The organism is Microbacterium sp. zg-Y818 (assembly GCF_030246905.1).
GTDB lineage: Bacteria > Actinomycetota > Actinomycetes > Actinomycetales > Microbacteriaceae > Microbacterium.
Genome location: NZ_CP126741.1, coordinates 1,319,098 through 1,333,485 on the forward strand (window position 1 = coordinate 1,319,098; position 14,388 = coordinate 1,333,485).

At 69.1% G+C, this 14,388-nt stretch carries 11 protein-coding genes; 4 read left to right on the plus strand and 7 right to left on the minus strand.

The features are described from left to right. The first annotated feature begins 46 nt into the window (after window positions 1-46). From QNO21_RS06075 to QNO21_RS06085, 3 genes are all read left to right on the plus strand, one after another. A complete protein-coding gene (locus QNO21_RS06075; RefSeq protein WP_257518892.1) occupies window positions 47-1,252 on the plus strand; it encodes a thiolase family protein in 1,206 nt (401 codons plus the stop codon). 7 nt (window positions 1,253-1,259) lie between these two features. Continuing rightward, window positions 1,260-3,413 (plus strand): 3-hydroxyacyl-CoA dehydrogenase NAD-binding domain-containing protein, encoded by a 2,154-nt coding sequence (locus QNO21_RS06080; RefSeq protein WP_257518893.1) that lies wholly within the window; start codon window positions 1,260-1,262, stop codon window positions 3,411-3,413. A gap of 176 nt (window positions 3,414-3,589) precedes the next feature. Continuing rightward, a complete protein-coding gene (locus QNO21_RS06085) occupies window positions 3,590-4,063 on the plus strand; it encodes a hypothetical protein (RefSeq protein WP_257518894.1) in 474 nt (157 codons plus the stop codon). Between the two features lie 57 nt (window positions 4,064-4,120). Here QNO21_RS06085 and pepN read toward each other — a convergent pair whose 3' ends face one another. From pepN to dut, 6 genes are all read right to left on the minus strand, one after another. Further along, entirely contained in the window at window positions 4,121-6,613 is a 2,493-nt protein-coding gene (gene pepN, locus QNO21_RS06090) for an aminopeptidase N (protein ID WP_257518895.1), read from the minus strand. A 51-nt stretch (window positions 6,614-6,664) separates the two neighbouring features. After that, complete coding sequence (gene dxs / locus QNO21_RS06095) at window positions 6,665-8,644, minus strand: 1-deoxy-D-xylulose-5-phosphate synthase (RefSeq protein ID WP_257518896.1); 1,980 nt, start codon at window positions 8,642-8,644, stop codon at window positions 6,665-6,667. Window positions 8,645-8,764: 120 nt separating this feature from the next. Further along, window positions 8,765-11,686 (minus strand): aconitate hydratase, encoded by a 2,922-nt coding sequence (locus QNO21_RS06100; protein ID WP_257518897.1) that lies wholly within the window; start codon window positions 11,684-11,686, stop codon window positions 8,765-8,767. Between the two features lie 85 nt (window positions 11,687-11,771). Continuing rightward, the gene (locus QNO21_RS06105; protein WP_257518898.1) at window positions 11,772-12,518 is read right to left on the minus strand and encodes a DUF3159 domain-containing protein; all 747 of its coding nucleotides are present in this window, start codon (window positions 12,516-12,518) and stop codon (window positions 11,772-11,774) included. Further along, window positions 12,515-13,120: a DUF3710 domain-containing protein gene (locus tag QNO21_RS06110; RefSeq protein ID WP_257516538.1), complete on the minus strand. Its 606-nt coding sequence runs from the start codon at window positions 13,118-13,120 to the stop codon at window positions 12,515-12,517. Before QNO21_RS06110 ends, QNO21_RS06105 begins: the two co-directional genes overlap by 4 nt. After that, a complete protein-coding gene (gene dut, locus QNO21_RS06115; RefSeq protein WP_257518900.1) occupies window positions 13,117-13,569 on the minus strand; it encodes a dUTP diphosphatase in 453 nt (150 codons plus the stop codon). The genes QNO21_RS06110 and dut overlap by 4 nt, the downstream gene beginning before the upstream one ends. Before the next feature lie 12 nt (window positions 13,570-13,581). Here dut and QNO21_RS06120 point away from each other — a divergent pair, with 12 nt between their 5' ends. Beyond that, window positions 13,582-14,058 carry a DUF3093 domain-containing protein gene (locus tag QNO21_RS06120; protein WP_257516536.1) on the plus strand — a complete coding sequence of 159 codons (477 nt, stop codon included), beginning with the start codon at window positions 13,582-13,584 and terminating at the stop codon, window positions 14,056-14,058. A 6-nt stretch (window positions 14,059-14,064) separates the two neighbouring features. Here QNO21_RS06120 and QNO21_RS06125 read toward each other — a convergent pair whose 3' ends face one another. Then, window positions 14,065-14,358 carry a DUF4193 domain-containing protein gene (locus tag QNO21_RS06125; RefSeq protein WP_257516535.1) on the minus strand — a complete coding sequence of 98 codons (294 nt, stop codon included), beginning with the start codon at window positions 14,356-14,358 and terminating at the stop codon, window positions 14,065-14,067. Between the last annotated feature and the right edge of the window lie 30 nt (window positions 14,359-14,388).

Below are 14,388 nucleotides of genomic sequence, written 5' to 3' on the forward strand. Positions count from 1 at the left end.
CATAGGGATTCCTAGGCTGGTGGAAATCCCTATTTTTGGAGGCAGAGTGGCCGAGATTTCGGACGTCTTCTTCGTCGACGGTATGCGCACCCCTTTCGGGCGCGCCGGCGAAAAAGGCATGTACTGGAACACCCGATCCGATGACCTCGCCGTCAAGGCGACCATCGGACTCATGCAGCGCAACCCGAAAGTGCCCGCCGACCGCATCGACGACGTCGCGATCGCTGCTACCAGCCAGACCGGCGACCAGGGGCTGACCCTGGGCAGGTCGGTGGCGATCCTCGCAGGACTCCCTCAGACGGTTCCCGGTTTCGCCATCGACCGCATGTGCGCCGGCGCGATGACGAGCGTCACCACGATGGCAGGCTCGATCGGCGTCGGCATGTACGACATCGCCCTCGCCGGCGGCGTCGAGCACATGGGGCACCACCCCATCGGCACGAACGCCGACCCGAACCCGCGCTTCGTCGCGGAGAAGATGGTCGACCCCGGTGCCCTCAACATGGGTGTCACGGCCGAGCGCATCTTCGACCGCTTCCCGCACCTGACCAAGGAGCGCTCCGACCGGTACGGCATGCTCAGCCAGCAGAAGCTGCAGGCCGCCTACGACGCCGGCAAGATCCAGCCCGATCTCGTGCCGGTGGCGATCAAGGATGCCGAGGGTGCTTGGGGTCTGGCCACCGCCGACGAGGGCCGCCGCCCGCAGACCACGATGGAAGACCTCGCGAGCCTGAAGACGCCCTTCCGCCCGCACGGTCGCGTCACCGCCGGCACGTCGTCGCCGCTGACCGACGGCGCGACGATGTCGCTGCTGGCCGGTGGCGGAGCCGTGAAGGAACTGGGCCTCGCACCCAAGATGCGTCTGGTCTCCTACGCCTTCGCGGGCGTGCAGCCGGAGATCATGGGCATCGGCCCGATTCCCTCGACTGAGAAGGCGCTGCGCAAGGCGGGCCTCACGATCTCGGACATCGGCCTGTTCGAGCTCAACGAGGCATTCGCGATCCAGGTCATCTCGCTGCTGGACCACTTCGGCATCGCCGACGACGACCCGCGCGTGAACCCCTGGGGCGGCGCCATCGCCGTGGGTCACCCGCTCGCGGCCTCCGGTGTGCGCCTGATGATCCAGCTCGCCGCCCAGTTCGCGGAGCGTCCCGACGTCCGGTACGGCCTGACGGCCATGTGCGTGGGCCTCGGCCAGGGCGGCTCGGTCATCTGGGAGAACCCGCACTTCGACGGCAAGAAGAGGAAGTAACGCTGCGATGACCGACTACGACTCCATCGACTTCTCCCCGATCCTCTCCGCCGACGCCACCGACGGAGAAGTGGTCACCCACTCCCCCGTGCGTGACATCACGCTGCCCAGCGGCAAGGTGCTGGCCCTCATCACGCTCGACAACGGGCGCGACCACACCCGGCCCAACACGCTGGGCCCGGCGACCCTTGCCGAGCTCGGCGAGACCCTCGCGGGCCTCAAGGCCCGCGCGGCCGCCGGCGAGATCCAGGCGGTGGGCATCACCGGCAAGCAGTACATCCTGGCTGCCGGTGCCGACCTGTCCGACATCTCGAAGCTGGGTTCCCAGGACAACGCGCGTCTCGTGGCCCAGTTCGGTCACAAGGTGCTCGGGTCCCTGTCGGAACTGGGCGTGCCGTCGTTCGCGTTCGTCAACGGGCTCGCGCTCGGCGGCGGACTCGAGATCGCGCTCAACTCCACCTACCGCACCGTCGATGCATCCGCGGCGGCCATCGCGCTTCCCGAGGTGTTCCTCGGCATCATCCCCGGCTGGGGCGGCGCCTACCTGCTGCCGAACCTGATCGGCATCGAGAACGCGCTCGAGGTCGTCATCTCGAACCCGCTGAAGCAGAACCGCATGCTCAAGCCGCAGCAGGCGTTCGACTACGGGATCATGGACGCGATCTTCCCCGCCTCGAACTACCTCGAGGATTCGCTGATGTGGGCCGACGGCGTGCTCAGCGGCGCGGTGAAGGTCAGCCGCAAGCACGAGCCCGGCAAGATCGAGCGTCTCACCAAGTGGCCCGTCGCCATCAAGATGGCCCGCGGCATGCTCGAGTCGAAGATCGGCACCGTTCCGAAGTCGCCGTACGTGGCGCTGGACCTGCTGGACAAGGCGAAGAGCGGCACGAAGGCCGACGGCTTCGCCCGCGAGGACGAGGCGCTGGCCGAGCTCATCACCGGCGACCAGTTCGCGGCATCCATGTACGCGTTCGACCTCGTGCAGAAGCGGGCGAAGCGTCCCGTGGGCGCTCCCGACAAGCAGCTCGCGAAGAAGGTCACCAAGGTCGGCGTCATCGGCGCCGGTCTCATGGCCAGCCAGTTCGCCCTGCTGTTCGTGCGCAAGCTGCAGGTGCCGGTGCTCATCACCGACCTCGACCAGGCGCGGGTGGACAAGGGTCTGTCTTACATCCACGAGGAGATCGGCAAGCTCGAGGCGAAGGGCCGCCTCGACGCGGACACCGCCAACAAGCTGCGGGGCCTCGTGACCGGCACGACGGACAAGAGCCAGTACGCGGACTGCGACTTCGTGATCGAGGCGGTGTTCGAGGAGGTCGGCGTCAAACAGCAGGTGTTCGGCGAGATCGAGAAGATCATCGCCGACGACGCGATCCTGGCGACGAACACCTCATCGCTGTCGGTCGAGGAGATCGGCTCAACGCTCGCGCACCCCGAGCGGCTCGTCGGCTTCCACTTCTTCAACCCGGTGGCGGTCATGCCGCTCATCGAGATCGTGAAGACACCGCACACCGCCGACGCTGCGCTGTCGACGGCGTTCGTCGTCGCCAAGGGGCTGGGCAAGAACGCGGTGCTCACCGCCGATGCCCCCGGCTTCGTGGTGAACCGTCTGCTCGCGAAGGTCATGGGCGAGGCGGCGCGAGCCGTGTACGAGGGCACCCCGCTGCTGACGGTCGAGCGCGCGTTCGGTCCGCTCGGTCTGCCGATGACCCCGTTCCAGTTGATCGACCTGGTCGGCTGGAAGGTCGCGGCCCACGTGCAGGACACGATGGTCGCCGCCTTCCCCGACCGCTTCTACGCGAACGAGAACTTCCACGCTCTCGCGCAGCTGGACGCCGTGGTCGAGAAGGACAAGTCCGGACGCGTGTCGGGCTGGACCAAGCAGGCCGAGAAGGTGCTCAAGGGTGCGGTGGGGTCGTCCCCGGCATCCGAGGCCGACATCCTGCGCCGTGTGCAGGACGGTCTGGCTCAGGAGATCCGCATCATGCTCGACGAGGGCGTGGTGCCCGAGGTCGAGGACATCGACCTTTGCCTCATCCTCGGCGCCGGGTGGCCGTTCATCGACGGCGGCGCCTCGCCGTATCTCGACCGCGAGGGAGCGTCGGAGCGCGTCTTCGGCGGCACGTTCCACACCCCGCCGATCCGCGGCATCTCGCAGCGCTGACGCGGCACGCATCACGGCGGCTCCGGGCTTCGGCTCGGGGCCGCCGTTCGTTCGGCGGGGGCGGCGCGATCGAGCCGAATCGGGACCGTGCTACGTTCGTGCCCGTGATCAGCACCCCGGAGCATGGGCGGAACGCCATCGCCGCGCAGGCGTCCCCGCGGACGCCGGAATTCCCCATGGCCTTCACAACGGCTGAGTTCGCGCGAGGGGCTGTGGCCGCGTGGGTCGCGTACCTCGTTCTCGCGACGGTCGCGTACCTGGCCGTGCTGCAAGGCTACGTCGTCGTCGCAGCGGTGTTCTACGTCCCGGTATCGGCCGTCGTCCTCGTGATGGGGTCCTTTCCCGCGTACCTCCTGGGCTGGTCCTTACGTCGATCCCGGCGTATCGCTGTGCACCTCGTCAGCTTCGTCGTCTACGGCGCGGTGGTGGGCTTCGTCGCGACCGCCCTCTTCCTCCTCATCCGCGGCGACTTGGGCGGCGGGGCGCTGTATTACCTGGTGAACACCGTGCTCTCCGCGGTGAGCGTGCCACTCGGGTGGTATTGGACCGCTCGCCAGGCTCTGCGTCCACGTGCGGCGAGGATCGATCACGACGCGGTCGCCGAGGATGCCGCGGTCGCGCGCGGGGCGGCCGCAGACGACGCGCGCTGACGGCGGCCACGCCGTCGGGACCCCCGCCCCGACTCAACGGGGCAAGCCGCCGGTTGCCTACTGCGCTGCGCGCACGCGCAGGTCGCGGGCCAGGTGGTCACGCTGCTCGATGACGATGCGCCGGAGGGCGCCGGGGGCGTCGGCGTTCTCGGCGAGCCAGCGATCTGCGGGTTCGAGCGACTCGGATGCCGGAAAGAGGCCCCGCACGAGGCGACGTGCGATCTCGATGCTGCGCTCGGACCATGTCCCGCGGAGGCGGGCGTAGTAGTCGGCATCGAAGCCTGCGATCAGGTCGCGCCGCCCGCCCGCGCGGAAACCGGCGATGGTGGCGCTCAGATGGTCATTGGTGAGGGCCACGTCGTCCCAGGCACGCTGCCACGCCGCAGCGCGGACGTCGGCGACGGGCTGGGCGGCGCACATCTCGATGTAGGCGGTGCGACCGGTCGCGGTATCGTCACGGGTCAGCTGGGCATCCGCATCCGCCGTCGACGCTTCGCCGGTGGTCGCCAGGGCGGTCCACCAGCTCCAGCGCAGCTCGGGGTCGAGGGCGAGGCCCTGCGGCGCGGCATCTGCACCCTCGAGCATGGAGCGCAGCGCAGGTGCCCGCGACCCGTCGTAGGCGGCAGCGTGACCCACGGCGCGAGCCCAGGCCAGCTGTGCTCCGCTGCCGGGCTCTGCGTCCCACATCCCCTGCCACGTGGTCTGCAGCCACGCCGCGCTCTCTTCGGCACGCCGCGCCTCGGGCACGTAGTGGGCGACGGCGAAACCGGCGTTGGCCAGCACGTCGGTCAGCAGCGCGATGTTCGACTCGGCGGGCGCGTGGCGGCGCACGATGTCCAGGTACCGTGCGACGGGCAGTTCGCCGTCCCGGGCCGCGTTCCAGAGGGCTGACCAGACCACCGCGCGCGCCAGCGCGTCGTCGATCGTCGACAGCGCCGCCTGCACGGCGTCGAGCGAGGTGGCATCCAGGCGCACCTTGGCGTAGGTGCGGTCGCCGTCGTTGAGCAGGATCAGGTCGGCGTCGTCCGGGAGCGGCAGCGGCGTGCGTGCCTTGTCGACGTCGTACTCACCGGCCTCGCCGCGCACCAGCCGTCCATCGCTGAGGCGGTACACCGCTGCCCCCAGCCGATGCGGGCGCGGGTCGGTCTGCACGAGGGTGAACCCGTCGTCGCCCCGCTCGACGGACAGGGTGGACATGCCCGTGGTCTGCAGCCAGGCACGCGACCACGCCCGCACGTCGCGGCCCGAAACCGTCCCGAGCTCGGTGAGCAGGTCGTCCAGCGTCGTGTTGCCGAAGGCGTGCGCGGCGAAGTAGCGGCGGGCGCCCTCGAAGAACGCCTCCTCGCCGACGAAGGCGACCAGCTGCTTGAGTACGGCGGCGCCCTTGGCGTAGGTGATGCCGTCGAAGTTGAGCTTGGCCGCTTCGAGGTCGGGGATGTCCGCGACGATCGGATGCGTCGTCGGCAGCTGGTCCTGCTGATAGGCCCACGCCTTGCGGCGGGCCGCGAAGGTGACCCAGGCGTCGCCGAACCGTGTCGCCGCGGCCGTGGCGTGGGCGCCCATGTAATCGGCGAACGACTCCTTCAGCCACAGGTCGTCCCACCACTTCATCGTCACGAGATCGCCGAACCACATGTGGGCCATCTCGTGCAGAATCGTGTTCGCCCGTCCTTCGCGCTGCGCAACGGTGGCCGCGCCCCGGAACACGTACGCCTCGGTGAAGGTCACCAGGCCCGGGTTCTCCATGGCGCCGAGGTTGTACTCGGGCACGAAGATCTGGTCGTACTTGCCCCACGGGTACGGGTAGGCGAAGGCGTCGGTGAAGAAGTCCAGCCCCTGACGGGTGATCTCGATGATCTCCTCGGCGTCGAGGTGCCGCGCCAGAGACGCGCGGCAGAGCACGCCGAGAGCGACGGTCTGCTCGCCGCGGCTCCATTGCGCGTCGACCCGGTGGTAGGGCCCGGCGGCGACGGCGGTGATGTAGCTCGAGAGCGGCAGGGTGGGCGCGAACTCGGTCGTGCGGGCGTCGCCGAGGTCGATCTCGGCGACCGCCTGGCGGTTCGACAGGACCTCCCAGCCCTTGGGGGCGGTCACGACGAACGTGTACCGCGCCTTCATGTCGGGCTGCTCGAAGCACGCCATGACGCGACGCGCGTCGGCCGGCTCGTACTGGGTGTACAGGTACGTCGCGCCGTCCACGGGGTCCACGAAGCGGTGCAGTCCTTCACCGGAGCGGCTGTAGGCGCCGCGGGCGACGATGCGCACGGTGTTGCGGGGCCCCAAGCCCGTGACGCGGATGCGCGCCCCGTCCCACTGCACCGGCTGAGCGGCGCCGTTCACCTCGACCAGCTCCACCGCTTCGCCGATGAAGTCGATCCACGTCGACTCGGTGCGGGAGCCGAACTCCAGCTCGCTGACGGTCCTGAACCCGGTGCGGTCAGGGTCCGGTGCCGTGGTCAGGTCGAGCTCCACCCGGATGCTCTGCACGGTCACCGCGGCCGATCGTGCTGCTGTCTCTCCGCGGGTCAGGTTGGCGGTGGCGGTGTCCATCCATCCATGCTTTCACGTCGACGAGCCTGACCGCGGCGACGACCGCTGCGCTCAGCGGCGGTCGTCGCGTCCCGGTGTCGCGTGGTCGTGGGCGTCGACGGATTCCGTCGTCCAGGTCCCGTTGCCATCAGCCGGCGGACGCGCGACGGGGATGCGGGTTCCCAGCACCTGGGACACCACGTCCTGCGCGATCTTGGCGGCCGTGAGGCCGGCGTCGGCGAGGATCTGCTCACGGCTGGCGTGGTCGATGAACTCGTCGGGAAGACCGAGCTCGTCGACAGCCGTGTCCACGCCCGCTTCGCGCAGCACCTGGCGCACCCGTGTGCCGATGCCGCCGACGCGGATGCCGTCCTCGATCGTGATGACGAGGCGATGGGATGCCGCGAGCTCGACGATCGACGGCTGCACCGGGATGACCCAGCGCGGGTCGACGACGGTCGCGCCGATCCCCTGCGCCCGTAGCCGCTCGGCGACTTCCATCGCCAGGTGCGCCATGGGTCCGATGCCGACCAGCAGCACGTCCTGTGCGCCGCTGCGGGCCAACACGTCGACGCCGTCGGACAGACGCTCGATCGCCGGCAGATCGTCTCCCACGGCACCCTTCGGGAAGCGCACCACCGTGGGGCCGTCTTCGACGGCGATCGCCTCGTGGAACTCCTCGCGCAGCCGCTCCGCGTCGCGCGGCACGGCAATGCGGATGTGGGGAACGAGCTGCAGCATCGCAAGGTCCCACACGCCGTGGTGGCTGGGCCCGTCGGGGCCGGTGACTCCGGCGCGGTCGAGCACGAACGTCACGCCCGCCTTGTGGAGGGCGACGTCCATCAAAACCTGGTCGAATGCGCGGTTCATGAAGGTGGCGTACAGCGCCACGACGGGGTGAAGTCCCCCGTAGGCGAGGCCGGCGGCCGATGCCACGGCGTGCTGCTCGGCGATGCCCACGTCGTACACGCGGTCGGGGAAGCGCTGCGCGAACGGGAGCAGCCCGGTCGGGCGCAGCATCGCAGCAGTGATCGCGATGATGTCCTCGCGCTGCTCACCGGCGCGGACGAGCTCCTCGGAGAACACGTCGGTCCACGCTCCGGATCCCGCGCCGCCGATCGCCTCGCCGGTGATGGGATCGATCTTGCCGACGGCGTGGAACTGGTCGGCCTCGTCGCTGCGGGCGGGCGCGTAGCCACGGCCCTTCTCGGTGATGGCGTGCACGATCACGGGCGCGCCGTACGACTTCGCCAGCTCCAGCGTCTCGACCAGCGATGCCATGTCGTGGCCGTCCACCGGCCCGAGGTACTTGATGTCGAGGTTCGAGTAGAGCGCGGCGTTGTTGACGAACCGCGACAGGAACCCGTGGGTGCCACCCCGGACGCCCCGGTACACCGCCCGCGCTGCGGGGCCGAGGCGACGAGAGAGGGTCGCGGAGCCGCGGTGCAGCGAACGGTAGGTCTCTGCCGTGCGCACGCGGTTGAGGTACCGTGCCATGCCGCCGATGGTGGGGGCGTAGGAGCGGCCGTTGTCGTTGATGACGATGACGAGGTTGCGGTCGTTGTCGTCGGTGATGTTGTTGAGCGCCTCCCATGTCATGCCGCCCGTCAGGGCGCCGTCGCCGACGACGGCCACGACGTGCCGATCGGTGCGACCGGTGCGTGTGAGCGCGCGCGAGACGCCGTCGGCCCAGCTGAGCGAGCTCGAGGCGTGCGAGGACTCCACCACGTCGTGCGGGCTCTCGCTGCGCTGCGGGTAGCCGGCGAGCCCTCCGCGCGATCGCAGCTGCGAGAAGTCCTTGCGGCCGGTGAGCAGCTTGTGCACGTACGACTGGTGGCCGGTGTCGAAGATGATCGGGTCATCCGGGGAGTGGAACACCCGGTGGATCGCGATGGTGAGTTCCACGACGCCGAGGTTCGGGCCCAGATGGCCCCCCGTACGGGAGACGTTGTCGACGAGGAACTCGCGGACCTCACCGGCCAGCTGCTCGAGCTGAGCCGTCGTCAGGCGGTCCAGGTCGCGCGGGCCGTCCACCGAATCAAGCAGCGACATGTGTCCTCTTCCTGTGATCGGGACGGGGTTCCCACTGTACCCGCGCCATCCGGCAGAGGGATGGAAACAGGCCCGGAGCCGTCGGGCTCCGGGCCTGTTCGCCGGGTGTGCGCGCTCGCGTCAGACCAGGCTGCGAAGCACGTACTGCAGGATGCCGCCGTTGCGGTAGTAGTCCGCTTCACCGGGGGTGTCGATGCGCACGACGGCGTCGAACTCGACGGTCTGCTTGCCCTCGGCCGAGAACTCGCTGGGCTCGGCGACCACGCGCACCGTCTTGGGAGTGACGCCCTCGTTCAGCTGCTCGAGACCGGTGATCGAGATGATCTCCGTCCCGTCCAGGCCGAGGGACTTCCAGCTCTCCCCCTCCGGGAACTGCAGCGGCACGACACCCATGCCGATGAGGTTCGAGCGGTGGATGCGCTCGAAGCTCTCGGTGATGACCGCCTTCACTCCCAGAAGGCTCGTGCCCTTGGCCGCCCAGTCGCGCGACGAGCCGGAGCCGTATTCCTTGCCGCCGAAGACGACGAGCGGGGTCTCCTGCGCCTGGTAGTTCATGCACGCGTCGAAGATGAACGACTGCGGCCCACCGGGCTGCGTGAAGTCGCGGGTGTAACCGCCCTCGACGATCTTGCCGTCGTTGACGGCGGCGACCAGTTCGTTCTTCAGGCGGATGTTCGCGAACGTGCCGCGGATCATGACCTCGTGGTTGCCACGGCGCGAGCCGTAGGAGTTGAAGTCCTTCTGCGCGACGCGGTGCTCGGTCAGGTACTGCGCGGCGGGGGTGCCGATCTTGATGTTGCCGGCAGGGCTGATGTGGTCGGTCGTGACCGAGTCGCCGAGCGCTGCCATGACGCGCGCGCCGCGGATGTCGGTGACCGGGGTCAGCTCGGTCGTCATACCCTCGAAATACGGCGCCTTGCGGACGTAGGTGGAGTCCTCATCCCACTCGAAGATCGGGCCGGTCGGCGTCGGCAGCGTCTGCCAGCGCTCGTCGCCGTCGAAGACCGTCGCGTACTGCTTGATGAACTGCTCGCGCGAGATCGACGAGTCGATGATCTCCTGCACCTCGTCGGTGGCGGGCCAGATGTCCTTCAGGAACACGTCGTTGCCGTCGGTGTCCTTGCCCAGCGCGTCGGTCTCGAAGTCGAAGTTCATCGACCCGGCCAGGGCGTAGGCCACGACCAGCGGCGGCGACGCGAGGTAGTTCATCTTCACATCGGGGCTGATGCGACCCTCGAAGTTGCGGTTGCCCGAGAGCACTGCGGTGACGGCGAGGTCGTTGTCGTTGACCGCCTGCGACACCTCTTCGATGAGCGGGCCCGAGTTGCCGATGCAGATCGTGCAGCCGTAGCCGACGGTGTAGAACCCGAGACCCTCGAGGTCCTTGTCGAGCCCCGACTTCTCGTAGTAGTCGGTGACGACCTTCGAGCCCGGCCCGAGCGTGGTCTTGACCCACGGCTTCTGCTTGAGGCCCTTCTCGCGCGCCTTGCGGGCGAGAAGACCGGCGGCGATCATGACGGACGGGTTCGACGTGTTGGTGCACGACGTGATGGCCGCGAGCGTCACCGCGCCGTTGTCGAGCAGGTAGGGCGAGCCCTCCGGGGGCGTCACCTTGACCGGGTTGGATGCCGGGTGCGTTGAGCCGCTGAACAGCAGAGCGGACTCGGCGTGCTGGTCCTCGTGCTGGTGCGAGACGCCGTCCGCGGACACGGTCTCGTGCTCGACGCCGGGAGCGGTGCCGGGGTCGGAGGCCGGGAACGTGCCCTCGACCTCGACGGCGTCCTCGACGGTCAAATCGGTGTAGTTGAGGATGTCCTGCTGGAACTGGGTCTTGGCCTCCGACAGCAGGATGCGGTCCTGCGGGCGCTTCGGGCCTGCGATGGACGGCACGACCGTGGAGAGGTCGAGTTCCATGTACTCACTGAAGCCGGGCTCGCGGTCGGCGTCGTGCCAGAGCGACTGCGCCTTCGCGTACGCCTCGACCAGGGCGACGGTCTCTTCCGGGCGACCGGTGAGGCGCAGGTACTCGAGGGTGACGTCATCGATCGGGAAGATGGCCGCGGTGGAGCCGAACTCCGGGCTCATGTTGCCGATGGTGGCGCGGTTGGCCAGCGGGACGGATGCCACGCCGGCGCCGTAGAACTCCACGAACTTGCCGACGACGCCGTGCTTGCGCAGCATGTCGGTGATGGTGAGCACGACGTCGGTGGCGGTGACGCCGGCGGGGATCTCGCCGGTGAGCTTGAAGCCCACGACGCGCGGGATCAGCATCGACACGGGCTGGCCGAGCATAGCGGCCTCGGCCTCGATGCCGCCGACGCCCCAGCCGAGCACGCCGAGGCCGTTGACCATCGTGGTGTGCGAGTCGGTGCCGACGCAGGTGTCGGGGTACGCACGCAGCACGCCGTCGACCTCACGGTCGTAGACGACCTTGGCGAGGTGCTCGATGTTCACCTGGTGCACGATGCCGGTTCCGGGCGGGACGACCTTGAAGTCGTTGAACGCGGTCTGGCCCCAGCGCAGGAACTGGTACCGCTCGCCGTTGCGCTCGTACTCGATCTCGACGTTGCGCTCGAGTGCGTTGGGCGTGCCGAACAGGTCGGCGATGACCGAGTGGTCGATGACCATCTCGGCCGGCGAGAGCGGGTTGATCTTGTTGGGGTCGCCGCCGAGGGCCGTGACGGCCTCGCGCATGGTGGCGAGGTCGACGATGCAGGGCACACCGGTGAAGTCCTGCATGACCACGCGTGCGGGCGTGAACTGGATCTCGGTGTCGGGCTGAGCAGCGGGGTCCCAGGAGCCGAGCGCCTGGATCTGCTCCTTGGTGACGTTCGCACCGTCCTCGGTGCGCAGCAGGTTCTCCAGCAGCACCTTGAGGCTGAACGGGAGCTTCTCGTATCCCGGCACCGTCTCGATGCGGAAGATCTCATAGTCGGTGCTGCCGACCGTCAGGGTGCTCTTGGCACCGAAGCTGTCAACACTGGACACGCGTGTCTCCTTCGTCGGCCGCGGGAACGGGCAGTACACAGGCCCGCCCTCCATCTTCCCCCGGCGCGGCAGATCGCGGCTAGTGAGGCGCGCCTTACCCATCCGGGGTGACATTTATCTTGATATCAAGATAAATGTATCACTCCGGGCGGGGGCGGTAGAGAGCGCGCGCGGCGAGCCACGTCACCGCGATGAGCGGTGCGAACAGCGGCAGGCCCATGACGAGCTTGAGGGTCCCGAGGGTGGTGACGTCGCCGGCGAAGTACAGCGGAAGCTGCACGGCGAGGCGGGTGAAGAACAATGCCGACCAGGCCAGGGTGAGCCAGAAGAACACGCGGCGCTTACGGGCGTCACGTCTCCAGGCGGTTCCTTCACCCATGAGGTAGCCGGCGGCGAGTCCGATGAGCGACCAGCCGATGAGGGCCGAGACGAGCAGGGCCGTCCCGTACGCGGCGTTCGTGATGAAGCCCGGGAGGAAGTTGTCTTCACCGCGCCCGGTGAACAGTGCCAGCGCGGCGGCCGCGGCGGTGGCGATGAGTCCGCCCAGCGCCGCCGATGGCGGGGTGCGCTGAACGAGCCGGATGACGGTGAGCACCAGCGCGAGGCCGACCGACAGCCCCAGGCTGAGTGGCAGGTTCGACTCATCGGTCGCAGGGTCGTAGGTGAGGGTGTAGGTGACGACGAACACCAGGCCCGGCAGCACGGACTCCGCGACGCCCCGCCAGCCGCCCATGGCGTGCCAGACGACGTGGCCGGTCGGTCGCTCCTCGTTCGGGTCCAGACCCGCACGACGTGCGGCGCCGCCGAGCGCCTGCCCGAGGATGTCGCTCGCGCGCGGCTCGGGCTCGGGCGGTGTGGTGCCCGGCCCCTCGGACGGAGTGCTCACGCGCTGCCCGGGGTGGCGGGCATCTTCAGGGGGATGAGGTCCCGCGGCGGCATGGGGCTGCTGCCGCGAACGACCACGAGCGAGCGGAACAGATCCTCCACGCGCGCTGCGGCATCCGTGTCGGAGGTCGCAGCGCCACCGATGACCCCGCGAAGGAACCAGCGGGGGCCGTCCACGCCGACGAAGCGGGCCAGGCGCATCCCCGCGGGCGTGCCATCGCCGGTTGCCACGACAGGCACCTCGGCGAGCAGCTCCGGGCCGAGGGGACCTTCGCGCTCCTCGACGCGTCCGCCCTGCTGGCGCACCTGCTGGCGGATCTGCTCGCGGGTCTCGTCCCACAGCCCGGTGGAGCGCGGGGCGGCGAAGGGCTGCACCTGAAGCGTCGAGTCGGCGTAGTCCAGACCCACCGCGACGATGCGCTTGGTCTGCTCCTCCACCTCGAGACGCAGATTCAGACCCTCGCGCGGCAGCACCTTGATGCCACCCAGGTCGATGTACGGGCGTACCGGGTTCGCCTCCGACTCGTCGAACGGCCCGTTTGTGGCACGGTCGTCGGGCGCGGCCTTCGAGGCGGAATCGCCCTGCGGGGTTTCGTCGCTCATGCGTCGGTTCCTGTCTTGTCGTAGCCCGTAGAGCCGAAGCCGCCGACCCCGCGGACGCTGTCGGGCAGTTCGGCCATGGGGATGAACCGCGCGCGCGGCACCGGCATGACGATCAGCTGCGCGATGCGGTCGCCCACACCGATGTCGTAGGGCTCGCTGGCGTCGGTGTTCAGCAGTGCGACCTTGATCTCGCCCCGGTAGCCTGCGTCGATCGTGCCCGGCGCGTTGACGATGGTGATGCCGTGCTTGGCCGCGAGACCGCTGCGCGGCACGACGAAGGCGGCATAGCCCTCCGGCAGCGCGATGCGCACGCCGGTGCCGATCAGCGCGCGCTGCCCGGGCTCGAGACGCGCGGCTTCGGTCGAGACCAGGTCGGCTCCCGCGTCGCCGGGATGGGCGTATGCCGGCACCTCGGATGCAACAATGGGGACGTCCACGGAATCGGTCACCACAAGAGGCTAATGCAGAAGACAGAGGCCGGCACGCGCCCGGCATACGCGTATCGCGAGCGGCTCAGTCCCTCGCTCTGGGTGCTTGTGAGCGCCGCGGTGGTCGGCCCGATGGCCGCTCTCGTCCTCACGGCGTTCGACCCTTCGGTGGGCCTGGTCGTGGGAGGCGTGATCACGGTCGCAGTGGTCGCCCTCATGATGGGCCTCTCCCCCGTGATCGAGGTGCGCGACGGCTGGCTGTACGCGGGTCGGGCGAAGATCGAGCTGCGCTTTCTGGGCGACCCTGAAGCCCTCGTCGGCGAGGCGGCGCGCGCCGCACGCGGGCCGGAGCTCGACACGCGTGCGTGGATGCTCGTGCGTCCCGGCATCGACGGCCTCGTGCGCATCCCGCTCGAGGATCCGCGTGACCCCGCCCCGATGTGGCTGCTGTCAAGCAGAACGCCCGACCGTCTCAGCGCGGTGATCCGCGCCGCACGGTCGGGCGTCTGACGGGTATTACGCCGCGCACTCCAGGCACACGGCGCCATCGGCGCCATCGTGGTCGAGCTGCGAGCGGTGCTTCACGAGGAAGCAGTTCGAGCAGGTGAACTCGTCTTCCTGCGGGGGCAGCACCACCACGTCGAGCTCGAGGTCGGAGAGGTCGGCGCCGGGGAGCTCGAACCCCGACGGGTTGTCGGAATCCTCGACGTCAACGGCGCCCGAGAGCTTGTCGGGCACGCGCTCTTTGAGCGCCTCAATCGACTCGCTGTCATCCTCGGTCTTGCGCGGTGCGTCGTAATCGGTGGCCATTCTCGAACGTCTCTACTTCCAGTTCAGCGT

Excerpts from the sequence above, each read along its gene's own strand:
- QNO21_RS06080 (WP_257518893.1), top strand. The coding sequence starts at position 1,260 with ATGACCGACTACGACTCCATCGACTTCTCCCCGATCCTCTCCGCCGAC.
- QNO21_RS06085 (WP_257518894.1), top strand. The coding sequence starts at position 3,590 with ATGGCCTTCACAACGGCTGAGTTCGCGCGAGGGGCTGTGGCCGCGTGG.
- pepN (WP_257518895.1), bottom strand. The coding sequence starts at position 6,613 with ATGGACACCGCCACCGCCAACCTGACCCGCGGAGAGACAGCAGCACGA.
- dxs (WP_257518896.1), bottom strand. The coding sequence starts at position 8,644 with ATGTCGCTGCTTGATTCGGTGGACGGCCCGCGCGACCTGGACCGCCTG.
- QNO21_RS06100 (WP_257518897.1), bottom strand. The coding sequence starts at position 11,686 with ATGGAGGGCGGGCCTGTGTACTGCCCGTTCCCGCGGCCGACGAAGGAG.
- QNO21_RS06110 (WP_257516538.1), bottom strand. The coding sequence starts at position 13,120 with ATGAGCGACGAAACCCCGCAGGGCGATTCCGCCTCGAAGGCCGCGCCC.
- QNO21_RS06120 (WP_257516536.1), top strand. The coding sequence starts at position 13,582 with ATGCAGAAGACAGAGGCCGGCACGCGCCCGGCATACGCGTATCGCGAG.
- QNO21_RS06125 (WP_257516535.1), bottom strand. The coding sequence starts at position 14,358 with ATGGCCACCGATTACGACGCACCGCGCAAGACCGAGGATGACAGCGAG.